Genomic DNA, 23,485 nt, shown 5'->3' with positions numbered 1-23,485 from the left:
CTCCTTCAGGGTTCAGGATGCCCGAAAAACTCGCGCTTAGCGCGGACCAGTTTGCTGGGTCAGGGTCACGCCCGCTCGCGATGCATGTTGCGGTCAAAGGACTCAATAGGTCGTTCGTCGACTGCCTTCAGTGAGGCACGAAGTTGAAAGCGTCCGGCCGAGGTACGCACGAAGGTGGATTGGCTCCCCTTCCTCAGAATGTGCATGCTGAGCCGTGCTTGCATCGATTTCTGCGGCGTCTTTGCCGTGGTCGCATTCGGCAGCAATCCATCGGCGAGCGCTCTGTCAACGATCTCCGGGGCAGATAGCGGCCTGCCAGCTTGTCGAAGCACTTCTGCGGCTGCCCTCAGATAGGTGAGTTCTGCCGCCTCGCTGCGCATAAGAGTCCGTTAGAGTTTCTGGCGAGACGGGATTGCCGAAGGGAATGATCGCGTCACTACCGTACCGCAGGCTCATCGCCTTCGCTTCTTCGATGCCACTCCAGCAGCTTGTCCACCAAAATCAGATTTCTTTTCGACACCGAGCCGAGCTTTCATCGCCCCTGAAGGGCTGCTGCGAACGATTGGAGCTTCCCAAACCCGGCTCAGGCCGAATTCGCGACATCCGAACCCATTGGCCGAACCCGCCGACGCGCCGGCTTGAAGGTCGACATCCGCATATCAGACAGAATTTGGGACGAGACCGCCGCCGAACCCGCCGCAAAGCAGCTAAGTGTTTGATTTTGCTGGCGCGCCCTACGGGAATCGAACCCGTGTTTTCGCCGTGAAAGGGCGACGTCCTAGACCGCTAGACGAAGGGCGCGTGCTGGAGCGAGGCGTTCTATAATCGGCTTGACCGGGGAGGGCAACGGGGGACGTGCGACTTGACGTGCGGGGCCGGGGCCGGTTTGTCGCAGGCTTCCACTTCGAGGCGGACGGCACCGGGCCGTGCGCGCCAGGGGGCCTGTGCAGCATGACGACCCGACGCGACGGCCCAGGCGGCCCAGGAGCCGGTCCGGGATCTGGCCAGGGAGCCGGCCCCGGATCCAACTTCGAATCGAGGGAACGCCCGGGGGGCTTCCGGAAGCCGAGGGGCACCCCGCGCCCGCCGCAGCGGCGCGGCGGGCCGCCGACCGGCCCACGGGGCGGACCGGACGACCCGGTGGTGCTCTACGGCTGGCATCCGGTCGCGCAGGCGCTCGCCAACACCGAGCGTCACCTGCACCGGCTCCTCGCCACCGAGAACGCGCTCGCGCGCCTCACCGAGGAGCTTGGCGCGCTGCGCATCGATGCGGAGCTCGTGCGCCCGAGCGCCATCAACGCGCTCCTTGGGCCGGACGCGGTGCACCAGGGCCTCTATCTGGAGGCCGACCCCCTCCCGGCCCCCGGCCTCGACGACCTGCCGGATGACGCGCTGCTCCTCGCCCTCGACCAGATCACCGATCCGCACAATGTCGGGGCGATCGTGCGCACGGCCGCCGCCTTCGGGGTCGCCGGCATCGTCACCACGGCGCGGCACTCGCCCAACGCCACCGGCGTCCTGGCGAAGTCGGCCTCGGGCGGTCTCGAGCACGTGCCGCTGATCGTGGTGCGCAACCTCGCCGAGGCCCTGATCGAGCTCGGCGCACGCGGCTTCACCCGGATCGGGCTCGATTCCGAGGCCGAGGCTGCCCTCGACACGGTCGGTGCGCGGCGCCCCGTCGTGGTCGTGCTCGGGGCCGAGGGCAAGGGCCTGCGCCAGCGCACCCGCGAGTGCTGCGACGTGCTCGCTCGGATCGCGCTCACGGGGGAGATCCGCAGCCTCAACGTCTCGAACGCCGCCGCGATCACCCTCTACGCCCTGCGCCGGCCCGAGGGCTGAGGGCGCCCCGCCCCCCTCAGCGCCAGAACGGCTTCACGTCGATCAACTCCTCGTGCGCCTCCTCGGCGGCTTCGAGGAGCGTGTCGGCGTGGGCCTCGCCGTCGGCGGCGGTGAGGCCGGCCGCGAACAGGGCTGGCCCCGTCGCCGGCACCCCGTGCACGGGGCCGGCCTCCGGGTCGGCAAGGCTCGCCATCACCGCGTGGGCGGTGGCGAGGTCGTTCAGGGCGCCGAGGTGGTCCTGCAGGTCCGAGAGCGCGCCCGCGAAGGCCTTGTGGCGCTTGCGCGCCTTCTTCTCCGGGAACAGCGTGGCGAAGAAATCCGCGCCGTATCGCAGCTTCTTGGCCGCGATCCGGACCCGGTGGCGCGCCTCGGGGTCGAGCTTGCGCAGGTGCCGGCCGCGCTTCCGGATGCGGCGCCGGAAGCGCTCCAGCACGTCCGCCGCGTAGGCGCGCGCGGGGGCATCGCGCTCAGGATGCCCGTCCGCCCCGAGCCAGGGGCCCGTCTCGATCCAGGTGACGAGATCGAGGATGAGGCCGCGCCAGGCCGGGGAAGCCAGGGTCGCCAGCACGGCGTCGTGCGCCTTGTCGCGCTCCGCCTCGAGGCGCGCGCGCAGGTCGTGCAGGCCCGGCTCGTCGGGGCGCCGCGCGATCTCGGCGGGCAGCGTCGTCTCGAGGAAGACGTCGAGGTTGCGGGCCCGCCCGAAGGGCTCGGTGACGCGCTTGATCTCGTCGCTGAGGCTGAGGGCCCGCGGATCCGGGGCGAGGATCGGCTTGAACAGGCTGAAAGCCGAGCGCAGGCGGCGCAGGGCGACCCGGATCTGGTGCAGCGCCTCGGGGTCGCGGTCGGCCAGGAACACCGCCTCGTTGAGGCGCAGGTGCCGCAGGCAGGCATGGGCGATGCGGCGGAAGCTCTCGGCGGTGGAGGCCCCCTCCGGCAGCGCCACGGAGCCGGACTTGCTCGGACGGCGCAGGGTCCCGTCGATCAGGGCGAAGCCCCGCTCGCTCTTGGCGAGGGCACCGAGGCGCAGGGGCACGGTCTCGGCCAGGGCCTGGGCCAGGGCGAAGAGGTCGGCGGGCGCGCCCTCCGCCAGCTCCAGCTCCAGCTCGCACAGGGGCACGTCGCCCGCGGGCGTCTCGACGCGGCCCTCGTCGAGGGTCGCGGTGATCCGCGCCGTGCCGTAGCGCAGGGACCGCTCCGTGCGCGTCACCACGGTGGTGAATTGCGGCACGAGGCCGGGGGATTTCAGGCCCTTGAGGAGGCCCGCCACGGGGGCGTCCGCGAGGGCGCCGGGATCGGGCTCGTCCCCCGCGAGGGCGCATTCCCACTCGGACCGGTCGAACAGCCCGGCACCGGACGCGGCCGCCTTGACGGTCTGGATGCGATGCTCGCCCCGCTGGCGGACGCGCAGCGTCAGGCCGGCCCGGCGCAGGTCCCCGCCGGCGGTGTCGTAATAGGTGGAGGCGGTCAGCTCGGGCGAATCCCCCTCGCCCTGCAGGAGCGGATGCGCGGCCAGGGCGGAAAGGTCCGGCCCGTCGCATTCCAGCTTCATCTCGATCTCGCGCGGGGCGCTCATGCGGTCTCGTCCGTCTGCCAGCACAGGATCCGGCCCAACGCGTACAGCCCGCGCTGGTGCCACCGTGCCGGGGCATTCTGCCATGCTTGGCCGCGCCGCGCACGGAATCCGGCGGGGCGCGGCGGCGCGCGCCCGCGTTCCGTGCAAGTACCGGCTGAACGCAACCTGTCGGCGAAGAACTCGGGGCCCGGCCGGGGCTCGTCGCCCCGCGGCACGATCGATGCGAGCTGCCGTCGCGACGAGCCGCCCGCCGCGGGCGCCGCAGGAGCCGAGGCCCATGGGCGCGCGCCAACGCATTGCGATCCTGACACATTCCACCAATCCGCGCGGGGGCGTGGTCCATGCCCTCGCCCTCGCGGAGGCCCTGTGCGACCTCGGCCACGAGGCGGTGGTGCACGCCCCCGATCCCACCGGCCGGGGCTTCTTCCGCCCGGCGCGCTGCCCGGTCGTCTCGGTGGCGTCCAAGCCCGTCGGCGGCCCGACCACCGACCTCGTGCGCAGCCGCATCGAGGATTACCTGCGCCACTTCGCGACGCCCGCGGCCTGCGACTTCGACGTTTTCCACGCCCATTGCGGCATCACCGGCAACGCCCTGGCGACGCTGGCCCGCCGCCGCCTGATCCACGGCTTCGTCCGCACGGTCCACCACATCGACAGCTTCGCGGACCCGCAGCTCGCCCATTGGCAGGACAGGGCCATCTTCGACGCGAACCGCCTGCTCGGCGTCAGCCGGCTCTGGGCGGAGTGCCTCGTGCGCGATTACGGCCGCGCCGCCGAAATCGTGGGCAACGGCGTCGATCTCGATCTCTACGGGCCGGAGCCGGCCGCGGAGGACGCGGACTTGCGGGCGCGGTGGGGGCTCGGCGCCGGGCCGGTCTTCCTCAGCGTCGGGGGATTCGAGGAGCGCAAGAATTCCCTGCGCATCATCGAGGCCTTCGCGGCCCTGCGGGCCGAGGAGCCGGCGGCGCAGCTCGTCGTCGTCGGGGGTGCCTCGCTCCTCGACCACGCGGCCTACCAGGCCCGCTGCCGCGCCGCCCTCGACCGGGCGGGCCTCGAGGTCGGGATCGGCCGGGCCGTGGTCCAGACCGGGCCGGTGCCCCAGGCCGCGATGCCGGGCTTCTACCGGCTCGCCCGGGCCCTGGTGTTCCCCTCGCTCCGGGAGGGGTTCGGCCTCTGCGTGCTCGAGGCCATGGCCTGCGGCACGCCGGCCATCGTGGCCGGGCAGCCGCCCTTCACCGAGTACCTGACGCCGGACGATGCGCTCTTCGTCGATCCCGAGAATGCCGGCGCAATTCTCGGCGCCCTGCGCGCCGCGCTCGACCCGACGCTGCACGCCTACCTCTCGGGCGCCGGCCCGCGCCTCGCCGCCGGCCACGGCTGGCGCGCCTGCGCCGAACGCCACCTCGCGGCCTACGCGGCCTGCTCGCGCCGGATGCAGGCGCTAAGCGACGCCTGAGCCCGGCCGGACCCGGTGCGGGCCGCCCGCCCCTGCGGCCTCGCCCGGAAAATGAATGGAACATGTCATGAACGGAAAGGCCCGCCACGACCCCGTGCCGCTCCCGCGCGGGCGCCGCCCCGCCGCGCGCCGGAACATCGGGCGGCCCGGGAGGGTGCCGGCCCGTTACGCTGCCACCGAATCGGGCAGCCTCATGCGGGCCGTGCGCAGGCTGTGGAACAGGTAGAAGCCGGTCAGCTCCGTCGCGGCCTGGGCGGCGCGCAGCTTGAAGTCGGGCGGCGCCGCCGCGGCCTCCGCGATCACGCCCGTGAACGTCCAGCCCTCGACGAAGCGCGGCACCGGCTGGTCCTGGCGCACGGCGCAGCACAGGCCGCCCTCCTGATCCTGGGCGAACAGGCTGTAGGAGACGAAGGGCTCCTCGTGGGGCATCGAACCATCCTCTCCGCGTCGCGACCCGCCCCGCACGGGCGGGCGCTCGCGCATGCACCAACGTCCGGGGCGGCACCGGGATGCAGCCGCGCACCGAAGAGACGCGATCGCATCGGTGCCGAGCGCGATATCGCGCGGATCGCCCCGGGAACCCAAGCAAGCTTTCGGCCAAGGTCGGGTCCGGCGGCGATGCGGCGGAGAACGGGCCCGCTCGCGTCCCGGCGCGGGCCGGCGCGGGCCGGCCCCGGAGGCCGGTGGATGGGGCTGTCCTTACGGCCGCGCTGTCGGCATAATGAATTTTGTGTTACGAACTTCCGCCGCATTCAAGTGAGAGGACGAGGAGGATCTTCCGGTTCGGCGTGTAGATACGCTATCAGAAGATGCCGCCCTCCGGTTGCCCGATGATCGCCCCGATGTTCACCGCCTCCTCGATCCGCACTCGCGTGAAGCCCCTGCGATCGCTGCTGCGCGGCGCATCGCTGCTGGTCGGGCTGCTGGTCCTGCCGACGGCGGTCCTGGCCTACGCGGATCTCCTGCCGGAGAGCTTCGACCTCGGGACGCTCTGGTCCGACGCGTCCCCGTCCGAGCTGCCCCACGTCGCCTATCAGCTCGCCCACGGCGATTCTCTGCGCATCGTCGCCTTCGGGTCGTCCTCCACCGAGGGCATCGGCGCCAGCACCCCGGCCGCCGCCTACCCGCCTCGCCTGGAAGCCGCCCTGAAGCGCGCCCTGCCCCAGTTCGCCGGCCAGGTCACGGTCCTGAACCGCGGCATCGGCGGCGAGCACGTGGACGACATGCTGCGCCGCCTCGACCGGGACGTGCTGGCCGCCAAGCCCCACCTGGTGATCTGGCAGACGGGCAGCAACGACCCCCTGCGCGGGGTGCCGCTGGAGCATTTCCGCAGCGAGACCACGGCGGCGATCCTGCGGATGCGGGAGGCCGGCATCGACGTGGTGCTGATGGAGCCGCAATGGTGCCCGAAGCTCGACGCGACGCCGGGCGCCTACCGCTTCCGCGACGTGGTCCGGGAGATCGGCGACGAGCTCGAGCTTCCGGTGATCCGCCGCTCCGAGCTGATGAAGGACTGGATCGCCGAGGCCAAGCTCACCCGCAAGGAGCTGTTCTCGGCCGACGGCCTCCACATGGCCGATGCCGGCTACGCCCTCCTCGCCCGCGCCGCCGCCGACGAGATCCTGCGCGACGCCCGGCCCCAGACCGTCGCGACCGCCTCCGCCGATTGAGGCGGATCGCCCCCCCGCTTCGACGAGGCCCGGGCTGGCGCTCGGCCGCGCCCTAGACCGAGAGCCACTTGCGCACCTCGCTCTCGACCATCCCGGAGCGCGGGCCGGCCTCGACGACCTGGCCGCGATCCATCACCGCGTAGGTGTCGCAGAGGTCGCGGGCCCACTCGAAATACTGTTCCACCAGCACGATCGCCATCTCGCCCTTGCCCCGCAGGTAGGTGATGGCGCGGCCGATATCCTTGATGATCGAGGGCTGGATGCCCTCGGTCGGCTCGTCGAGGACGAGGAGGCGCGGGTGCGTCACCAGCGCCCGCCCGATGGCGAGCTGCTGCTGCTGGCCGCCCGAGAGGTCGCCGCCGCGCCGGTGCAGCATGTCCTTGAGCACCGGGAAGAGGTCGTAGATCTCGGTGCTGACGTAGCGGTCGCGGCGCTTCAGCGGCGCGAAGCCGGTCTCGAGGTTCTCCTTCACGGTCAGGAGCGGGAAGATCTCGCGGCCCTGCGGCACGAAGGCGATGCCGCTGCGCGCCCGGTCGTAGGGGGCGAGGCGGGAGATGTCCTGCTCGCCGAGGCGGATGGCGCCCTTCGAGATCGGCTGCTGGCCCACGATGGCGCGCATCAGCGAGGTCTTGCCGACCCCGTTGCGGCCGAGCACGCAGGTGACCCGGCCCATCTCGGCGGTGAGCGAGACGTCCCTCAGCGCCTTCGCGGCACCGTAATGGAGATCGATGCCCTCGACCTTCAGCATGTTCAGCGTCCCAGATAGACTTCGACGACGCGGGGATCGGCCGAGACGGCGTCGATCGAGCCCTCCGCCAGCACCGCGCCCTCGTGCAGGCAGGTGACCCGGCAGGCGAGCGCCCGCACGAAGTGCATGTCGTGCTCGACCACCACCACCGCGTGGTCGCGGGCGATGCCGCGCAGGAGCGTCGCGGTCGCCTCGGTCTCGGCATCGGTCATGCCGGCGACGGGCTCGTCGACGAGGAGCAGCTTCGGGTCCTGGGCGAGCAGCATCCCGATCTCGAGCCACTGCTTCTGCCCGTGCGAGAGGTCGGCGGCCGGGCGCTCGCGGTGGGCGAGGAGCCCGACCGTGGTGAGAAGCTCGTCGACGCGGTCGGGCGGGACGCGGTTGCGCCAGCCGAACAGGGAGGCCAGCGCCGCGCGCGGGCCCTTGAGCGCCAGCACGATGTTGTCGGCCACCGTGTGGCTCTCGAACACCGTGGGCTTCTGGAACTTCCGGCCGATCCCGAGATCGGCGATCGTCGGCTCGTCGAGGCGGGTGAGGTCGTGCACGCCGTCGAACACCGCGATGCCGACATCCGGCCGGGTCTTGCCCGTGATCACGTCCATCATGGTGGTCTTGCCGGCTCCGTTCGGGCCGATGATGGCCCGCATCTCGCCGCGCCCGAGGGTCAGCGAGAGGCCGCGCAGGGCCCGGTAGCCGTCGAAGGTGACCTGGACGTCGTCGAGGTAGAGGAGCGCCCGCGTCAGCTTGCGCTCGGTGGCCGGGCCGCCGCCGGCGACGGCGGCGGGCGGGGTCAGGAGGTCGGCGTCGCTCATCAGCCGCGTCCTTCCTCGGCAAGCTTCGGGGCGAGGTCGGGCTCCGGGGGAAGCCTCGCGGCCGCCCGCCGACTGCCGAAGCGCTCGATCGCCGTCCCGACGATTCCCTTGGGCATGAACAGGGTGACGAGTACGAAGAGCGCCCCGAGGGCGAACAGCCAGGCATCGGGCAGCGCGCCGGTGAGCAGCGACTTGGCGTAGTTGACGAGGACGGCGCCGAGCGCCGCCCCCACCAGGGTGCCGCGCCCGCCGACCGCCACCCAGATCACCGCCTCGATCGAGTTCGTCGGCGCGAACTCGGAGGGGTTGATGATGCCGACCTGCGGCACGTAGAGGGCGCCCGCCACCCCCGCCATCATGGCCGAGACCACGAAGGCGAGCGTCTTGAAGTGCTCCGGCCGGTAGCCGAGGAAGCGCGTGCGCGATTCCGCGTCCCGCACCGCGACCAGGATCTTGCCGTAGGCCGAGACCGTCATGAACCGGGCGATCAGGTAGCTGAGCCCGAGGGCGAGCGCGGTCGCCACGAACAGCCCGACCCGCACCCCCTGCGCCTGGACCGGGACGCCGAGGATGTCCTTGAAGTCCGTGAGCCCGTTGTTGCCCCCGAGGCCCATGTCGTTGCGGAAGAAGGCCAGCATCAGCGCGTAGGTCATCGCCTGCGTGATGATCGACAGGTAGACGCCCGTCACCCGCGAGCGGAAGGCGAGCCAGCCGAACACGAAGGCCAGGAGGCCGGGCACGAGCAGGACCATCACGGCCGCGAAGCCGAAATGATCGAAGCCGAGCCAGTACCAGGGCAGTTCCTTGTAGTTCAGGAACACCATGAAATCGGGCAGGACCGGGTCGCCGTAGACCCCGCGCGGGCCGATCTGGCGCATCAGGTACATGCCCATGGCGTAGCCGCCGAGGCCGAAGAAGGCGCCGTGCCCGAGGGACAGGATGCCGCAATAGCCCCAGACGAGGTCGAGGGCGAGGGCCAGGAGCGCGAAGGCCAGGTACTTGCCGAAGAGCGAGACGAGGTAGGTCGGCAGGTGCAGGGCCGAGCCCTCGGGCAGGCCGAGATTGAGCAGCGGCACGATCAGGCAGGCCGCCGCCAGCGCGCCGAGGAAGATCCAGCCCTTCAGGTCGATCCGGGCGAGGAGCGGGGTGCGCGGGCCCATGGTCACGACTCCACCGCCCGGCCCTTCAGCGCGAACAGGCCGCGCGGGCGCTTCTGGATGAACAGGATGATGAAGATCAGGAGCCCGATCTTGGCCAGCACCGCGCCGAAATACGGCTCGAACAGCTTGTTGGCGACGCCGAGGGTGAGGGCCGCCACCAGCGTCCCCCAGAGGTTGCCGACGCCGCCGAACACCACCACCAGGAAGGAATCGATGATGTAGCCCTGGCCGAGATTGGGCGAGACGTTGTCGATCTGCGACAGGGCCACGCCCGCGATGCCGGCGATGCCGGAGCCGAGCCCGAAGGTCAGGGCGTCGACCCACGGGGTGCGGATGCCCATGGCGGCGGCCATGCGGCGGTTCTGGGTGACGGCCCGGGTCTTGAGCCCGAACGAGGTCCGGCGCAGCACGAAGAGCAGGCCGAGGAAGACCGCGAGGGAGAACAGCACGATCCAGAGCCGGCCCCAGGTCAGCGACAGGCCGAGGAGATCGAAGGCGCCCGTCATGAAGGCCGGGGCCCCGACCTCGCGGTTCGTCGGCCCGAAGATCGAGCGCACCCCCTGCTGCAGCACGAGGCTGACCCCGAAGGTGGCGAGCAGCGTCTCGAGCGGGCGCCCGTAGAGGTAGCGGATGATGCCGCGCTCGATCGCGACCCCGACCGCGCCCGCCACCAGGAAGGCCGCCGGGATGCTGATGGCGAGCGACCACTCGAACAGGCCGGGCGCCCGGGCGCGGATCGCGTCCTGCACCAGGTAGGTCGTGTAGGCGCCGAGCATCACCATCTCGCCATGCGCCATGTTGATGATGCCCATCACCCCGAAGGTGATGGCGAGCCCGATGGCCGCGAGCAGCAGCACCGAGCCGAGGGAGATCCCGTACCAGACGTTCTGCGCCGCCCCGATCAGGGCGAGCCGGGTCTCGATCGTCCCGATGCCGCGGTTGGCCGCCGCCTTCACGGCCTCGCTCGGATCGGCGGAGAGCGCCCGCAGGAGGCCGAGGGCGTCGCCGTCGCCGCGCCCCGCGATCGTCTGGATCGCGGCGACGCGCTCGGCCTCCGGCGCCGATGCGCGGCCGAGGATCACCGCCGCGCGGGCCTCGCCGACGACCCGGCGGATGCCCGGGTCGGTCTCGCGGGCGAGCGCGGCGTCGAGGGCCGGCAGCGCCGCGGCGTCGCGGGCCTTGAACACGGCATCCGCCGCCTCCCGGCGCTTGCCGAGGTCGGGGCTCGTCAGGTTGAGGGCGCCGGTCGCCGCGTCGAGGGCGCGCCGGACCTTGTTGTTGGCGCGGACGGGCTTCAGGCCCTCGGCGCTCGCCGGCGCGCCGGTGCGGGCCTCGACGAGGCCGGCTCCCTCGCGCAGGAACAGCGCCTTGTCGGCCGGGCGGTAGAGCAGGCGCCCGTCGGCGAGGGCGGCCACGACGGCGCCGGCGCGCGGGTCGCCGCTCGCCGCGAGCCCGACGATGCCGGCCTCAATGTCGGCGTAGCTGTCGCTCGCGAGCCTGGCATAGGCCGCGTCGGCGGGGGCCTGCGCCCGGGCCGGGAGGGGGCCGGCCAGGAGCGGCCCGAGGAGCAGGCAGAGGAGGGCGAGGCGTCGGATCATCGGGGCTCGGCTCTGGGGCGGGGCCTCTCCTCCCCCGGGCGGGGAGGAGCCGGTGATGGGGATGGATCGGGAGAGATCCGCGCGCGGCGCGGGGCGTCCGTCCCGGCCCCGCCCCCGGGTGGGGGAGGAGCCTTGCTCACGGCCTCAGGCGCCGCCGCACTTCTTGGTCTTGGTGTTGTAGTTGCCGCAATTGAGCTTCACCCAGTCGGCCTCGAGGTCCTTCGAGCCCTCGAGCTGCTTCGACCACGCCTCGCCGGGGATCAGCCCCTCGGTCTTCCAGACGACGTCGAACTGGCCGCCATCCTTGATCTCGCCGATGAAGACCGGCTTCGTGACGTGGTGGTTCGGCAGCATGGTGGCGGTGCCGCCGGTGAGGTTCTTCTGCTCGATGCCGGGCAGCGCCGCGATCACCTTGTCGGGATCGGTGCTGCCGGCCTTCTCGACGGCCTTCACCCACATGTTGAAGCCGATGTAATGGGCCTCCATCGGGTCGTTGGTGACGCGCTTCGGGTTCTTGGTGAAGGCGCGCCACTGCTCGATGAAGGCCTTGTTCTCGGGCGTCTCGATCGACTGGAAATAGTTCCAGGCCGCGAGGTGGCCGAGGAGCGGCTTGGTGTCGACGCCGGCGAGCTCCTCCTCGCCCACCGAGAAGGCGACCACCGGGATGTCGGTGGCCTTGATGCCCTGGTTGGCGAGCTCCTTGTAGAACGGCACGTTGGCGTCGCCGTTGATGGTCGAGACCACGGCGGTCTTCTTGCCGGCCGAGCCGAAGGCCTTGATCGCGGCGACGCGGGTCTGCCAGTCCGACTGGCCGAAGGGCGTGTAGTTGATCGAGATGTCCTCCGGCGCCACGCCCTTCGCCTTGAGGTAGGCTTCGAGGATCTTGTTCGTGGTGCGCGGGTAGACGTAGTCGGTGCCCTCCAGCACCCAGCGCTGGATGCCCTCGTCCTTGGCGAGGTAGTCGACGGCGGGGATCGCCTGCTGGTTCGGGGCGGCGCCAGTGTAGAAGACGTTGCGCTCGCTCTCCTCGCCCTCGTACTGGACCGGGTAGAACAGGATCGAGTCGAGCTCCTTGAAGACCGGCAGCACGGACTTGCGCGAGACGCTGGTCCAGCAGCCGAACACCGCCGAGACCTTGTCCTTGGAGATCAGCTCGCGGGCCTTCTCGGCGAAGAGCGGCCAGTTCGAGGCCGGATCGACCACCACCGGCTCGAGCTTCTTGCCGAGCAGGCCGCCGCGCTTGTTCTGCTCGGCGATGAGCATCAGCATGGCGTCCTTGAGGGTGGTCTCGGAGATCGCCATCGTGCCCGAGAGCGAGTGCAGGATGCCCACCTTGATGGTCTCCTGCGCGGCGGCCGGCCCGGAGGCGGCAAGCCCCAGGCTTCCCGCCAGGGCGGCGGCCGTGAGCCAGCCCCCGAGCGCGGTCCGGCGCGTGATCTGCTTCATCTTGCTCATGCGGTTCCCCTGCCCTTTTCGGATGCAGGCCCGCATGGCAAAGGATGTGCCAAGCTCGATAACCTTCTAGGCGATCAGGCTATTTTTTAGGCGAAGGCGGAGATTCGGTCCGGATCCGCACCGATCGCGGCCGTCCGGCCCCGGGGAGGCCCGGAAATCTGCCGTCGCGGTCCGCAGACATGATGAAAATCTGTGCTGATGCTGCGCAAGCGGCCATCAGGCCGGGTGGCGGGCGATCCAGTGGCGGGCGATGTCGACGCGCCGGGCGATCCAGACATGCTCGTGCGCCGCCACGTGGTCGAGGAAGCGCAGGAGGGCCGCGGTCCGGCCGGGCCGCCCGGCGAGGCGGCAATGCAGGCCGACCGAGAGCATCCTGGGGGTGGTCGCGCCCTCGGCGTAGAGCACGTCGAAGCTGTCGCGCAGGTAGCTGAAGAACTGGTCGCCCGCGTTGAACCCCTGGGGGGTGGCGAAGCGCATGTCGTTCGCGTCGAGGGTATAGGGCACGACGAGGCCGGTGCCAGCCCCGGTGCGCAGCCAGTAGGGCAGGTCGTCCGCGTAGGAATCCGACAGGTAGGTGAAGCCCCGGGCGATGCCGAGGTCGAGGGTGTGGGCCGAGGAGCGGCCGGTGTACCAGCCCTCGGGGGGCGCGCCGGTGACGGCGGCGTGGATCCGGATCGCCTCGTCCATGTGGGCGGCCTCGGCCTCGGGCGTGAAGCCCCGGTAGTCGATCCACTTGAGGCCGTGGCTGGCGATCTCCCACCGGGCCTCCCGCATGGCCGCGACGGCCTCGGGGTTGCGGGCGAGCGCGGTGGCGACGCCGAACACCGTCAGGGGGATCCGGCGCTCGGTGAAGTGCCTGTGAAGACGCCAGAATCCGGCGCGGGAGCCGTATTCGTAGAGGGATTCCATGTTCATGTGGCGCTGCCCCGGCCAGGGCTCGGCGCCGACGATCTCGGACAGGAAGGCCTCGGAGGCCGGGTCCCCGTGGAGGATCGAGCTCTCGCCGCCCTCCTCGTAGTTCAGGACGATCTGCAGGGCGATGCGGGCGCCGCCGGGCCAGTCCGCCCGGGGCGGGGTGCGGCCGTAGCCGATCAGGTCGCGGGGATAGGTCACGGCATTCGCCTTGCAGAGCGGGGTCTCGAGGGCAGGGGCTCAGGGCGCGAGCGAAACGGCCTGCGGACCGTCCCGTCAAGGTCCGTCCGAGCGGGTCCGGACCCCGGAACGCGGCTTGGACCAGTTCATGAGCGGTCCGGCGGTCTCGCGCCGCCTTCGCGCGGTCGGCAACCGCGGCTAGGATCGGGCCCGCACGCGCCGAGACAGGATGCCGGGACCCGACATGGATGCAACCGCCAGGATCGCGATCATCGGGGCGCCGATCGAGGTCGGCACCAGCGAGCCCGGCGCCCTGATGGGTCCGGCGGCCCTGCGCACGGCGGGGCTGGTGCGCACGCTCGCCGATCTCGGCCACGCGGTGACGGATCTCGGCGACGTGGTGCCGGATTGCCCGCGCGACGCCCGCGGCCTGCCCGCCGTGGCGGCCTGGACCCGGGCGCTCTCGGGGCGGGTCGAGGCGAGCCTCGCGGCCGGCGACCTGCCGGTGGTGGCGGGGGGCGACCACAGCCTCTCCCTCGGCTCGGTCGACGGGGCGCTGCGCCACTGCGCCCGCACCGGGCGGACCCTGACGGTGCTCTGGCTCGACGCGCACGCGGATTTCAACACGCCGGAGACCTCGCCGTCGGGCAACATGCACGGCATGCCGCTCGCCGCCCTCTGCGGCGAGCCCGGCTTCGACGGGCTGTTCGCGGACGAGGCCGACCGGCCCCGCCTCGACCCGCGGCAGCTCCACCTGTTCGGCCTGCGCTCGATCGATGCGGGGGAGCGCGCCCTCGTCACCGCCCGGCAGGTCGCCGTCACGGACATGCGGGCGATCGACGAGTTCGGCGTCGTCGCCCCCCTCCGGCGGGTGCTGGAGCGGGTGGCGGCGGCGGGCGACCACCTGCATGTCAGCCTCGACATCGACTTCCTCGATCCCGGCATCGCGCCGGGGGTCGGCACCACGGTGCCGGGGGGCGCGACCTTCCGGGAGGCCCACCTGATCATGGAGATGCTCTGCGATTCCGGGCTGGTGCGCTCCCTCGACGTGGTCGAGCTCAACCCCTTCCTCGACGAGCGCGGCCGCAGCGCCCGGGTGCTGGTGGAGCTGGTGGCGAGCCTGTTCGGCCGCCGCATCCTCGACCGCCCGACCCCCGTCATCGAGGCCGTCCCCCGCGACCCGGGCGCCTGACCCCGCGCGCCCCGAGGATCCCCGCATGCCCACCCCCCTGCCCGGTCCCGCCCCGGGGCGGCGCACCCGTCCTCGCCTGATCCGGCCCGCTCCGCGGGCAACCCTCTCCCGCACGGGAGAGGTCGAGTGCGCGGCACGCGCACCGGGTGAGGGGTGCGACCCCTCCGGATACGTCGCACCCCTCACCCCAACCCTCTCCCGCACGGGAGAGGGGGCGCGGCGTGCCGCCCCCACCCCGACACGCATCCGGCGGGCCCACGCATGACGGAGCGCGCGGCGGGCCCGGTGCCCGGGGATGCGGCGCGGGCGGATGCGGAGGGTCCGGCCCCGCCCGGGCGCCAGCGCTCGCAGGGCGCGGTGAGCCTGCGCGTCGGGGTGGCCGTCCCCGGGGGCGCGAGCATCATCCGCGACCTCGCGGAATCCGGCCCGTCGCGCCTGCGCTTCCCCCGGCGGACGGGCCCGCGGGTGGAGGCGATCCTGGTCAACACGGCCGGGGGCATCGCCTGCGGCGACGAGGTCTCGGTCGACGTCGCCCTGGAGCCCGGCGCCGACCTCGTCCTGACCACGACGGCGGCGGAGAAGGTCTACCGCTCGGACGGCCCGGTGAGCCGCATCGCGAACCGCCTCTGCCTCGGGGCCGGCGCCCGCCTCGCCTGGCTGCCGCAGGAGACGATCCTGTACGACCGGGCCCGGCTCGCGCGCCGCCTCGAGGCCGACCTCGCCCCCGACGCCCGGCTCCTCGTCGGCGAGGCGGTGCTGTTCGGCCGCGCCGCCCACGGGGAGCGCGTCGAGACCGGGCTCTTCTCCGATGTCTGGCGCATCCGCCGCGGCGGCCGCCTCGTCTACGCGGACCACCTCGCCCTCTCGGGCCCGGTCACGGAGCGCCTCGCCCGCCCGGCCCTCGGCGGCGGCGCCCGGGCGCTGGCGACCCTCCTCGACCTCTCGCCGGAGGCCGAATCCCGCCTCGCGGAGGCCCGCGCCCTCCTGGAGGCCGCCGGCACCAACAGTCCCGGCGGCGTCGAGGCGGGCGCCAGCGCCTGGAACGGCTTTTTGGCCGTGCGCATGCTGGCCCCGGACGCGGACGCCCTCCGGCGGGCCGTGGCGGCCTTCTGGACGGGCTATCGCGACGAGGCGCTGCCGCGGGTGTGGCAGATGTGAGGGGGGCCCCTCGCAAGTCCGTCACCGCGACGACCGGCCCCACCGCGGGTCCCCTCTCCGGTCCGGGAGAGGGGGGGCGCACCGCCATTCGCGCCAGGGCGTCGCTCCGGGGCGCTTGCCGGTGAGTTCTGATGAGGGCGCACGTGTCGGAAATGGCGCGGGTGGCACGACGCGCCCCCTCACCCGTGCGGGAGAGGGTTGGGGTGAGGGATGCGCCTTGTCCGGAAAGGTCGCACCCCTCACCCGGTGCGCTGTCGCGCACTCGACCTCTCCCGGACGGGAGAGGTGGGGCGGGCCGCCGTTCCGGGAGGACGGGTTGATGGGCGCGGGCGGCGCGACGCGCCCCCTCTCCCGTGCGGGAGAGGTGGGGCTTTGGCGTTCGTCGGCGCCGGCCCCGTCATCCGAGACGTCGGATCGTGCGTCCCTCCTGTTTTCGGGAGAATGCCCCGATCGGCCCGATCCCTGATCGTTGCCCGAATGTCGTCTGAATCGGCGCCGCGCACAGCGAGCCCGCCACCCCTTGACCCCCGGCCCAGCATGATCCTTGCTCTCCCCCCGCACCGGCCCCGGCCGGCCCGCCCCCGGAGACCCGCATCGTGCTGCTCACCCCTCGCGAGAAGGACAAGCTCCTCGTCGCCATGGCCGCGCAGGTCGCCCGGAACCGGCTCGCGCGGGGCGTCAGGCTGAACCATCCGGAGGCGGTGGCGCTGATCACCGATTGCGTGGTCGAGGGGGCGCGGGACGGGCGCAGCGTCGCCGAATTGATGCAGGCCGGCGCGCAGGTCCTCACCGCCGACCAGGTGATGCCGGGAATCGCCGAGATGATCCACGACATCCAGGTCGAGGCGACGTTCCCGGACGGGACCAAGCTCGTCACCGTCCACCACCCGATCCGCGGCGCCCCCTCGGACGACGTGCCCGGGACGGTCACGACCCTGCCCGGCGAGATCGTGTTCAACGCCGGCGCCCCCCGCACCCTGGTGACGGTGGCCAATACCGGCGACCGGCCGGTCCAGGTCGGCTCGCACTACCACTTCTACGAGGTCAATCCGGGGCTCGTCTTCGAGCGCGAGAAGGCGCGGGGCCAGCGCCTCGACATCGCGCCGGGCACCGCCGTGCGCTTCGAGCCGGGCTCGACCCGCGAGGTCGCGCTGGTGCCCCTCTCCGGCGGCCGCACCGTCTACGGCTTCCGCGGCGACGTGATGGGAAAGCTCTGAAGGCCATGGCGAACCCCACCAATCCCCCGAGCGCCCCCCGCCCGCCGAACACCCCGAAGCCCGCCGCCCTCCCCCGCGCCGCCTACGCGGCGATGTTCGGGCCGACGGTCGGCGACCGCATCCGGCTCGCCGACACCAGCCTCGAGATCGCGGTGGAGCGCGACCTCACCACCTACGGCGAGGAGGTGAAGTTCGGCGGCGGCAAGGTCATTCGCGATGGGATGGGGCAGTCGCAGGTGACGAATGCCGGCGGCGCCGTCGACACGGTGATCACCAACGCGGTGGTGCTCGACCATTGGGGCGTGGTGAAGTGCGATGTCGGGATCAAGCGCGGGCGCATCGTCCGGCTCGGCAAGGCCGGCAACCCGGACGTGCAGCCGGGAGTCGACATCATCGTGGGGCCCGGCACCGAGGTGATCGCGGGCGAGGGCAAGATCCTCACCGCCGGGGGCTTCGACAGCCACATCCACTTCATCTGCCCGCAGCAGATCGAGGAGGCCCTGTGCTCGGGCATCACCACGATGCTGGGCGGCGGCACCGGGCCGGCGCACGGCACCTTCGCCACCACCTGCACGCCGGGGCCCTGGCACATCGCCCGGATGATCGAGGCCGTCGACGCCTTCCCGATGAACCTCGCGTTTGCCGGCAAGGGCAACGCCTCGCGCCCCGACAGCCTCGTCGAGATGGTGCGGGCCGGGGCCTGCGCGCTGAAGCTGCACGAGGATTGGGGCACGACGCCCCAGGCCATCGACACCTGCCTGAGCGTGGCCGACGCCCACGACGTGCAGGTGATGATCCACACCGACACCCTCAACGAATCGGGCTTCGTCGAGGACACGATCGCGGCCTTCCGGGGCCGCACCATCCACGCCTTCCACACCGAGGGGGCGGGGGGCGGCCACGCGCCGGACATCATCAAGGTGGCGGGGCTGTCGAACGTGCTCCCCTCCTCCACCAACCCGACGCGGCCCTACACCCGCAACACCATCGACGAGCATCTCGACATGCTGATGGTGTGCCACCACCTCGATCCGTCGATCCCCGAGGACCTGGCCTTCGCCGAGAGCCGCATCCGCCGGGAGACGATCGCGGCCGAGGACATCCTGCACGATCTCGGGGCGCTCTCGATGATGTCCTCGGACAGCCAGGCCATGGGCCGGGTCGGCGAGGTCGCGATCCGCACCTGGCAGACCGCCGACAAGATGAAGCGCCAGCGCGGCAGCCTGCCGGGCGACGCGTCAGGCAACGACAACCTGCGGGCGCGCCGCTACATCGCCAAGTACACGATCAACCCGGCCATCGCCCACGGGGTCTCGCGGCATGTCGGCTCGGTGGAGCCGGGCAAGCTCGCCGACCTCGTGCTCTGGACCCCGGCCTTCTTCGGGGTGAAGCCCGACCTCGTGCTCAAGGGCGGCATGATCGCGGTGGCGCCGATGGGCGACCCCAACGCCTCGATCCCGACGCCCCAGCCCGTGCATTACCGCCCGATGTTCGGCGCCTACGGCCGCGCCCCCTACGCCACCGCGCTGACCTTCGTCTCGAAGGCCGCGCTCGAGGACGATCTGCGCGGGCGCCTCGGCGTGCAGAAGGACCTCGTCGCCGTCGAGAACGTGCGCGGCGGCATCTCGAAGAAGAGCATGATCCTCAACGACGCCACCCCGGTGATCGAGGTCGACCCCGAGACCTACGACGTGCGCGCCGACGGCGCCCTGCTGGTCTGCGAGCCCGCCGAGGTGCTGCCGATGGCGCAGCGCTACTTCCTGTTCTGAGCCGGCCCCGGTCCTGACCATGCTGCGCGCCATCCGCGTCGTCCGCCGCGACCATCTCGGGGCCGCCGAGATCGTCGACCGCATCGTCCTCGACCACGGCGACCGCCACCGCCGCCGCCTCGCCATGCGGGGCGTCGGCGGGCTCGCGTTCCTCCTCGACCTGCCCGAGCCCGCCATCCTCGACGACGGCGACGCCCTCGCCCTCGAGGACGGGCGCCTCGTCTGGGTCGAGGCCGCGCCCGAGCGCCTGCTCGCCATCCGGGCGCCCTCGCGCCTCGCCCTCCAGCGCCTGATCTGGCACATCGGCAACCGCCACATCCCGGCCGAGATCACCGAGGACGCGGTCTATATCGGGGACGACCACGTGCTCGCCGCGATGGTGCGGGGCCTCGGCGGCAGCGCCGAGCCCGTCACCCGCCCGTTCCGCCCCGAGGGCGGCGCCTACGCGGGCGGGCACGGACACGACCCGGCGCAGGGTCATGACCACCCGCATGCCCACCCGCATGCCCACCCCCATGACCACCCCCATGTCCACCCACTTGCCGACGCTTGAGGCGCTGCGGCTGATGGCGTGGCTGTCGCCGACCTACCCGGTCGGCGCCTACGCCTACTCGCACGGCCTCGAATGGGCCGTGGAGGCCGGCGACGTGCGCGACGCCGCGAGCCTCGAGGCCTGGCTCGCCGACGTGCTGGAGCGGGGGGCGGGGCGCAACGACATGATCCTGCTCGGCCACGCCCACCGCGCCGCCCGGGCGGGCGACCACGCGGAGCTGTCCGCGCTGAACGACCTCGCGCTGGCGCTGGCCCCATCGCGAGAGCTCCATCTCGAGACGAGCCAGCAGGGCCGCAGCTTCCTCGACGCGACCCGCGCCGCCTGGCCCTGCCCGGCCCTCGAGGCGCTGGCCGGCGCGCTCCCCGGCGCCGTGGCCTACCCGGTGGCGCTCGGGACCGCCGCGGGCGCGCACGCCATGGCGCTCGGTCCCCTCACGGCGGCCAGCGGCCTCGCCTTCGTGCAGAACCTCGTCTCGGCGGCGCTCCGGATCGCGCCGATCGGCCAGAGCGCCGGCATGCGGGTCGTCGCCGCCCTCAGCCCCCGGGTCGCCGCGCTGGCGGAATCCGTCAGGGGGGCCGGCCTCGACGATCTCGGTTCCGCGACGCTGCGCCTCGATCTCGGCACCCTCCGGCACGAGACCCAGTATTCCCGCATCTTCCGCTCGTGAGGCACTGACATGACTGGCCAGAACGGTCCCCTGCGCGTCGGCATCGGCGGCCCCGTCGGCTCCGGCAAGACGGCGCTGATGGAGCAGCTCTGCAAGCGCTTCCGGGAGCGCTACGAGATCTGCGCCATCACCAACGACATCTACACCAAGGAGGATGCGCGCCTGCTCACGGTGGCGGGGGCGCTGCCGGAGGAGCGCATCATGGGCGTCGAGACCGGGGGCTGCCCGCACACGGCGATCCGCGAGGACGCCTCGATCAACCTCGCGGCGGTGGCGGAGATGCGCCGGAAATTCCCCAAGCTCGACCTCGTTCTGATCGAATCCGGCGGCGACAACCTCGCGGCGACCTTCTCGCCGGAGCTCGCCGACCTCACCCTCTACGTCATCGACGTGGCCGGCGGCGAGAAGATCCCCCGCAAGGGCGGCCCCGGCATCACCCGCTCGGACCTGCTGATCGTCAACAAGACCGACCTCGCGCCCCTCGTCGGCGCCGATCTCGGGGTGATGGAGGCGGACACTCGGCGCATGCGCGGCAGCCGGCCCTACGTCTTCGCCTCGCTGCGCGAGGGCCACGGGGCGGACGTCGTCGCGCGCTTCATCGAGACGGCGGGGGGCCTCGGCTGAGCGGGGCGGCGTCAGGCCGGCTCGAACAGTGGCACGAGGCGCATCTCCGGCACCAGCACCAGGCCCCGGTCGGTGAGCCGGATCTGCGGGATCACCGAGAGGGGGATCAGGTTGAAGCCCATATAGGGGATGCTGCAGCCGGCCTCGGTCCAGGCGGCCTTGAGGGCCCTCACCTCGGCGGCGACGGCGCCGACGCGCTTGTCCGAGAGGAGCCCGGCCACGGGCAGGGGCACCATCGCGACGACCCGGCCCGCCTCGACCACGCAGACGCCGCCCTGGCTCGCCCGGATGGCGTCGAGGGCGACCCGCATGTCGGCCTCGTCCAGCCCCGCCACCACGAGGTTGTGCGAATCGTGGCCGACGCTGCTCGCCACGGCGCCGCGCCGGAGCCCGAAGGCGCGCAGCAGCCCGTGCGCGACGCTGCCGCGCAGGCCGTGCCGCTCCACCACGGCCACGTGGCAGAGGTCGTTGCCGGCGAGGGTCGCGGCCCAGTCGGGCCCGGGCGTCACCGGCACGCGCTCGTGGACGAGCTCGATGCCCGGCAGGGTGGTGCGGATGGCGTTGACCGTGCAGGGGCCGGCGGGCAGCGCCGGCACCAGGGCGGGCAGCGGCGCGGGCAGGTGCACGGTGGCGTAGGCGGGCTCGGGGTAGCGGTAGGGCCGCGACATGGCCGCCTCGAGCCGGGGGGTGATGCGGCGGTTCTCAACCACGAGCTCGCCGCCGTACCACGTCGCCTGGGGCACGAGGTCGTCGTCGAGGAGGACGAGGTCGGCCCGGCGCCCGCCGCCGAACCCGCCGATCTCCCCGTCGAGGCCGTAGCGGGTGGCCGGGTGCAGCGAGCCCATGGCCCAGGCGGCGGGCTTCGGGATGCCGTGGCGCACCGCCTCGCGCACCACGTAGTCGAGGCCGAATTCGAGGAGGTCGTCGGCATCGCGGTCGTCGGTGCAGACGCAGACCCGCTTCCAGGCGGCGCCGTAATCCGAGATCGTCCCGATGGCCTTGGGCAGGCTGTGCCAGGGCGTCGTCGGCGGGCCGCCCCGCAGGTAGATCCAGAGCCCGGCCTCGAGCAGGTCGTCGGCGATGTCCCGGTCGATGGCCTCGTGGGTGTCGGTGACGCCGCTCGCCGCGTAGGCGCTCACGAAGTCCCGGCCGTAGATGTGGCCCGAGACCGGGCGCCCGCGCTCCAGCGCCGCCCGCAGGATGGCGTGGGCGCGGGGATCGCCCTCGGCGACCGCCACGAAATCCATCTTCTCGCCGAGGCCGATCGCCTCGGGCCAGGCATCGAACAGGGCGGCGATCTTCTCCGGCGTCAGGTCGCCCCCCGCGGTCTCGAGGTCCGGCGAGGTCGCCGGCACCGTGCTGGGCACCGTCAGGTAGATGTTGAGCGCGGCCGCCCGCGCGTCCTCGAGCATCCAGGCGATGCCCTTCGCGTCGAGCACGTTGCCGATCTCGTGGCTGTCGCAGACGATCGTGGTGGTGCCGTTGAGGAGCGCCGCCTCCGCGTAGGCGCAGGCCGTGACCATGCTGCTCTCGATGTGCAGGTGCGGGTCGACGAGGCCGGGGCCGAGCAGGCCGCCCCGGGCATCGTAGCGCGGCGCCCCGCCCCGGTGCACCCCGGCGGGCTTGACCGCCGCGATGCGCCCGCCCACGATCCAGACCTCGCGCTCGGGCAGGATGCGCTCCGAATAGACCGAGAGCACCCGCGCGCCCGTGATCACGAGGTCGGGCTCGGCGCGTCCCCCCGCGACATCGGCGAGCCGGCGCGTCAGGGCGGACAGGGGCTCGACGCCATAGCGCGTGAGGGGACGCGTCTCGGTCATGGGCAGCCTCGTGCTTCGGGTCCCGGGGGCGGCCGCCTCCGGCCGCATCCCCTCCGGCGGGCACGCATCATGCCACGGATCGGCCCTGTCGGGGGCCCCTCACGGGGCCCCCGACAGGAAGACGGCCGGCCCCGCGGGTGCGGGACCGGCCGGCGCGGGATCTCTCCGGGGCCGGGACGCCGGCCGCCTCAGCGCTCGGCGTTGGCGTCGCGGATGCGGCCGGTGTGGCGGACGGCGCCGGGGGCGGCCGCGCGCGACAGGAGGCTCGCGGAGGGCGGCGCGCCCATCAGGGCATCGAGCCGGTTCATCCGGACCGCGAAGCTCTGGCTGGTCGCGTCGAGGGAGGGACGGCCGGTGGGCTTGCGGCCCTCGGCAAGGGCGGGGGCCAGGGGCAGCGCGAGGACGATGCCGAGCGCCAGGGTGGCTGCGGACAGGGGCGTCTTCATGGGGCGTGCATCTTCGCTTCGGCCGTCCGCGGCTGAGCGCGGACCGGCCCTGGAACCTGTGTTGCGCGCTCATGTCTAAGGACGCGGATGCCGCGATGGCGTGCGATTCTGCACATCGGTCCGGCGGCGGCCCCGGGGCGGGACCGCGTGTCCGGCACCTGTCGCCGGGAAGCCACACGGGGGGCCGTCGCCCGCTCCCCGGGACGCGGGCCGTCGCCGGCTTCGTCAGGCGGGCCGGGCGGCGCGGCTCGCGCGGGCCGGGGCGCCGGTGCGGCTGCGCTTGCGCCGGGCGGCCGCCTGCACGGGGGCCTGGGCCTGCACGGGGGCCTGGGCCTGCACGGGGGCCTGCATGGGAGCCTTGGCGGGCGGCGGGTCGTCGTCGAGCTGCAGGTCGGTGAAGGGCACCGTGAACAGAAGCTCGTGCGCCTCGTCGGTGACGGCGAACCTGTAGCCGGAGAAGATCGGGTTCCGGGCGCAATCCCCGGGTGTCACGAAGCGCGCGCCGTGCTGGGCCTCCGAGAGGGCCGCCGCGGCGTCGGGACAATCGAGTCCCTGGTAATCGGAGCAGACGACCCCCGACGGGGTCCGGACGTCGAAGAAGTATTTCGGCATGGCAGCTTCCGTCGCCCTGCCCCC

At 72.6% G+C, this 23,485-nt stretch carries 21 protein-coding genes, 1 tRNA gene and 1 pseudogene; 10 read left to right on the top strand and 13 right to left on the bottom strand.

What is annotated here, in order from left to right:
- Nucleotides 1-65 precede the first annotated feature (65 nt).
- Both F6X51_RS24940 and F6X51_RS24935 read right to left on the bottom strand, forming a co-directional pair.
- Complete coding sequence (locus F6X51_RS24940; RefSeq protein WP_150966570.1) at nucleotides 66-380, bottom strand: winged helix-turn-helix domain-containing protein; 315 nt, start codon at nucleotides 378-380, stop codon at nucleotides 66-68.
- A 345-nt stretch (nucleotides 381-725) separates the two neighbouring features.
- A tRNA-Glu gene (locus tag F6X51_RS24935) sits at nucleotides 726-801 on the bottom strand.
- A 342-nt stretch (nucleotides 802-1,143) separates the two neighbouring features.
- Between F6X51_RS24935 and rlmB the strand changes: the two genes are divergently transcribed.
- Entirely contained in the window at nucleotides 1,144-1,839 is a 696-nt protein-coding gene (gene rlmB, locus F6X51_RS24925) for a 23S rRNA (guanosine(2251)-2'-O)-methyltransferase RlmB (protein WP_191970259.1), read from the top strand.
- A gap of 16 nt (nucleotides 1,840-1,855) precedes the next feature.
- Here rlmB and F6X51_RS24920 read toward each other — a convergent pair whose 3' ends face one another.
- Nucleotides 1,856-3,412, bottom strand: coding sequence for a CYTH and CHAD domain-containing protein (locus tag F6X51_RS24920; protein WP_150966566.1), 1,557 nt, complete (start codon nucleotides 3,410-3,412; stop codon nucleotides 1,856-1,858).
- 277 nt (nucleotides 3,413-3,689) lie between these two features.
- Between F6X51_RS24920 and F6X51_RS24915 the strand changes: the two genes are divergently transcribed.
- Entirely contained in the window at nucleotides 3,690-4,868 is a 1,179-nt protein-coding gene (locus F6X51_RS24915) for an MSMEG_0565 family glycosyltransferase (protein WP_150966564.1), read from the top strand.
- Between the two features lie 165 nt (nucleotides 4,869-5,033).
- Here F6X51_RS24915 and F6X51_RS24910 read toward each other — a convergent pair whose 3' ends face one another.
- Nucleotides 5,034-5,297 carry a hypothetical protein gene (locus tag F6X51_RS24910; RefSeq protein WP_150966562.1) on the bottom strand — a complete coding sequence of 88 codons (264 nt, stop codon included), beginning with the start codon at nucleotides 5,295-5,297 and terminating at the stop codon, nucleotides 5,034-5,036.
- Nucleotides 5,298-5,710: 413 nt separating this feature from the next.
- Here F6X51_RS24910 and F6X51_RS24905 point away from each other — a divergent pair, with 413 nt between their 5' ends.
- Nucleotides 5,711-6,538 carry an SGNH/GDSL hydrolase family protein gene (locus tag F6X51_RS24905; protein WP_150966572.1) on the top strand — a complete coding sequence of 276 codons (828 nt, stop codon included), beginning with the start codon at nucleotides 5,711-5,713 and terminating at the stop codon, nucleotides 6,536-6,538.
- A gap of 52 nt (nucleotides 6,539-6,590) precedes the next feature.
- Here the strand turns inward: F6X51_RS24905 and urtE are convergent, their stop codons facing one another.
- From urtE to puuE, 6 genes and pseudogenes are all read right to left on the bottom strand, one after another.
- Entirely contained in the window at nucleotides 6,591-7,286 is a 696-nt protein-coding gene (gene urtE, locus F6X51_RS24900; protein WP_150966560.1) for an urea ABC transporter ATP-binding subunit UrtE, read from the bottom strand.
- 2 nt (nucleotides 7,287-7,288) lie between these two features.
- Nucleotides 7,289-8,098: an urea ABC transporter ATP-binding protein UrtD gene (gene urtD, locus F6X51_RS24895; protein ID WP_150966558.1), complete on the bottom strand. Its 810-nt coding sequence runs from the start codon at nucleotides 8,096-8,098 to the stop codon at nucleotides 7,289-7,291.
- On the bottom strand, nucleotides 8,098-9,258 hold the full coding sequence (urtC, locus tag F6X51_RS24890) for an urea ABC transporter permease subunit UrtC (RefSeq protein WP_150966556.1): 1,161 nt from the start codon (nucleotides 9,256-9,258) through the stop codon (nucleotides 8,098-8,100). The genes urtD and urtC overlap by 1 nt, the downstream gene beginning before the upstream one ends.
- Before the next feature lie 2 nt (nucleotides 9,259-9,260).
- Nucleotides 9,261-10,856, bottom strand: coding sequence for an urea ABC transporter permease subunit UrtB (gene urtB, locus F6X51_RS24885; RefSeq protein WP_150966553.1), 1,596 nt, complete (start codon nucleotides 10,854-10,856; stop codon nucleotides 9,261-9,263).
- A 144-nt stretch (nucleotides 10,857-11,000) separates the two neighbouring features.
- Nucleotides 11,001-12,302 carry an urea ABC transporter substrate-binding protein gene (urtA, locus tag F6X51_RS24880; RefSeq protein WP_150966571.1) on the bottom strand — a complete coding sequence of 434 codons (1,302 nt, stop codon included), beginning with the start codon at nucleotides 12,300-12,302 and terminating at the stop codon, nucleotides 11,001-11,003.
- A gap of 228 nt (nucleotides 12,303-12,530) precedes the next feature.
- Nucleotides 12,531-13,424: pseudogene (puuE, locus tag F6X51_RS24875) on the bottom strand (allantoinase PuuE); the annotation flags it as partial.
- Between the two features lie 223 nt (nucleotides 13,425-13,647).
- Here puuE and rocF point away from each other — a divergent pair.
- From rocF to ureG, 7 genes are all read left to right on the top strand, one after another.
- Entirely contained in the window at nucleotides 13,648-14,595 is a 948-nt protein-coding gene (gene rocF, locus F6X51_RS24870) for an arginase (RefSeq protein WP_150966549.1), read from the top strand.
- Between the two features lie 261 nt (nucleotides 14,596-14,856).
- Nucleotides 14,857-15,753: an urease accessory protein UreD gene (locus tag F6X51_RS24865; RefSeq protein ID WP_150966547.1), complete on the top strand. Its 897-nt coding sequence runs from the start codon at nucleotides 14,857-14,859 to the stop codon at nucleotides 15,751-15,753.
- 596 nt (nucleotides 15,754-16,349) lie between these two features.
- Complete coding sequence (locus tag F6X51_RS24860; RefSeq protein WP_150966545.1) at nucleotides 16,350-16,970, top strand: urease subunit gamma; 621 nt, start codon at nucleotides 16,350-16,352, stop codon at nucleotides 16,968-16,970.
- Between the two features lie 5 nt (nucleotides 16,971-16,975).
- Complete coding sequence (gene ureC / locus F6X51_RS24855; protein ID WP_150966543.1) at nucleotides 16,976-18,739, top strand: urease subunit alpha; 1,764 nt, start codon at nucleotides 16,976-16,978, stop codon at nucleotides 18,737-18,739.
- Between the two features lie 19 nt (nucleotides 18,740-18,758).
- Nucleotides 18,759-19,292 carry an urease accessory protein UreE gene (locus F6X51_RS24850; protein ID WP_150966541.1) on the top strand — a complete coding sequence of 178 codons (534 nt, stop codon included), beginning with the start codon at nucleotides 18,759-18,761 and terminating at the stop codon, nucleotides 19,290-19,292.
- Nucleotides 19,231-19,959 carry an urease accessory protein UreF gene (locus tag F6X51_RS24845; RefSeq protein ID WP_150966539.1) on the top strand — a complete coding sequence of 243 codons (729 nt, stop codon included), beginning with the start codon at nucleotides 19,231-19,233 and terminating at the stop codon, nucleotides 19,957-19,959. Before F6X51_RS24850 ends, F6X51_RS24845 begins: the two co-directional genes overlap by 62 nt.
- A 9-nt stretch (nucleotides 19,960-19,968) precedes the next feature.
- Nucleotides 19,969-20,583, top strand: coding sequence for an urease accessory protein UreG (ureG, locus tag F6X51_RS24840; protein WP_150966537.1), 615 nt, complete (start codon nucleotides 19,969-19,971; stop codon nucleotides 20,581-20,583).
- Nucleotides 20,584-20,594: 11 nt separating this feature from the next.
- Here the strand turns inward: ureG and F6X51_RS24835 are convergent, their stop codons facing one another.
- From F6X51_RS24835 to F6X51_RS28760, 3 genes are all read right to left on the bottom strand, one after another.
- Nucleotides 20,595-22,403, bottom strand: coding sequence for an adenine deaminase (locus F6X51_RS24835; RefSeq protein ID WP_150966535.1), 1,809 nt, complete (start codon nucleotides 22,401-22,403; stop codon nucleotides 20,595-20,597).
- A 188-nt stretch (nucleotides 22,404-22,591) separates the two neighbouring features.
- Complete coding sequence (locus F6X51_RS24830; protein ID WP_150966534.1) at nucleotides 22,592-22,849, bottom strand: hypothetical protein; 258 nt, start codon at nucleotides 22,847-22,849, stop codon at nucleotides 22,592-22,594.
- A gap of 225 nt (nucleotides 22,850-23,074) precedes the next feature.
- Nucleotides 23,075-23,461, bottom strand: a complete 387-nt coding sequence (locus F6X51_RS28760; protein WP_246696992.1) for a DUF6894 family protein — start codon at nucleotides 23,459-23,461, stop codon at nucleotides 23,075-23,077.
- Between the last annotated feature and the right edge of the window lie 24 nt (nucleotides 23,462-23,485).

The organism is Methylobacterium planeticum (assembly GCF_008806345.1).
Lineage (GTDB): Bacteria > Pseudomonadota > Alphaproteobacteria > Rhizobiales > Beijerinckiaceae > Methylobacterium > Methylobacterium planeticum.
This window is presented reverse-complemented; position numbering and strand designations above follow the sequence as displayed.

Excerpts from the sequence above, each read along its gene's own strand:
- F6X51_RS24865 (WP_150966547.1), top strand. The coding sequence starts at position 14,857 with ATGACGGAGCGCGCGGCGGGCCCGGTGCCCGGGGATGCGGCGCGGGCG.
- F6X51_RS24850 (WP_150966541.1), top strand. The coding sequence starts at position 18,759 with ATGCTGCGCGCCATCCGCGTCGTCCGCCGCGACCATCTCGGGGCCGCC.
- F6X51_RS24910 (WP_150966562.1), bottom strand. The coding sequence starts at position 5,297 with ATGCCCCACGAGGAGCCCTTCGTCTCCTACAGCCTGTTCGCCCAGGAT.
- urtA (WP_150966571.1), bottom strand. The coding sequence starts at position 12,302 with ATGAAGCAGATCACGCGCCGGACCGCGCTCGGGGGCTGGCTCACGGCC.
- F6X51_RS24845 (WP_150966539.1), top strand. The coding sequence starts at position 19,231 with ATGCCCACCCGCATGCCCACCCCCATGACCACCCCCATGTCCACCCAC.
- F6X51_RS24915 (WP_150966564.1), top strand. The coding sequence starts at position 3,690 with ATGGGCGCGCGCCAACGCATTGCGATCCTGACACATTCCACCAATCCG.
- F6X51_RS24920 (WP_150966566.1), bottom strand. The coding sequence starts at position 3,412 with ATGAGCGCCCCGCGCGAGATCGAGATGAAGCTGGAATGCGACGGGCCG.
- F6X51_RS28760 (WP_246696992.1), bottom strand. The coding sequence starts at position 23,461 with ATGCCGAAATACTTCTTCGACGTCCGGACCCCGTCGGGGGTCGTCTGC.
- urtC (WP_150966556.1), bottom strand. The coding sequence starts at position 9,258 with ATGGGCCCGCGCACCCCGCTCCTCGCCCGGATCGACCTGAAGGGCTGG.
- urtB (WP_150966553.1), bottom strand. The coding sequence starts at position 10,856 with ATGATCCGACGCCTCGCCCTCCTCTGCCTGCTCCTCGGGCCGCTCCTG.
- F6X51_RS24940 (WP_150966570.1), bottom strand. The coding sequence starts at position 380 with ATGCGCAGCGAGGCGGCAGAACTCACCTATCTGAGGGCAGCCGCAGAA.
- F6X51_RS24835 (WP_150966535.1), bottom strand. The coding sequence starts at position 22,403 with ATGACCGAGACGCGTCCCCTCACGCGCTATGGCGTCGAGCCCCTGTCC.
- F6X51_RS24905 (WP_150966572.1), top strand. The coding sequence starts at position 5,711 with ATGTTCACCGCCTCCTCGATCCGCACTCGCGTGAAGCCCCTGCGATCG.
- rocF (WP_150966549.1), top strand. The coding sequence starts at position 13,648 with ATGGATGCAACCGCCAGGATCGCGATCATCGGGGCGCCGATCGAGGTC.
- urtD (WP_150966558.1), bottom strand. The coding sequence starts at position 8,098 with ATGAGCGACGCCGACCTCCTGACCCCGCCCGCCGCCGTCGCCGGCGGC.
- F6X51_RS24830 (WP_150966534.1), bottom strand. The coding sequence starts at position 22,849 with ATGAAGACGCCCCTGTCCGCAGCCACCCTGGCGCTCGGCATCGTCCTC.
- urtE (WP_150966560.1), bottom strand. The coding sequence starts at position 7,286 with ATGCTGAAGGTCGAGGGCATCGATCTCCATTACGGTGCCGCGAAGGCG.
- ureG (WP_150966537.1), top strand. The coding sequence starts at position 19,969 with ATGACTGGCCAGAACGGTCCCCTGCGCGTCGGCATCGGCGGCCCCGTC.
- ureC (WP_150966543.1), top strand. The coding sequence starts at position 16,976 with ATGGCGAACCCCACCAATCCCCCGAGCGCCCCCCGCCCGCCGAACACC.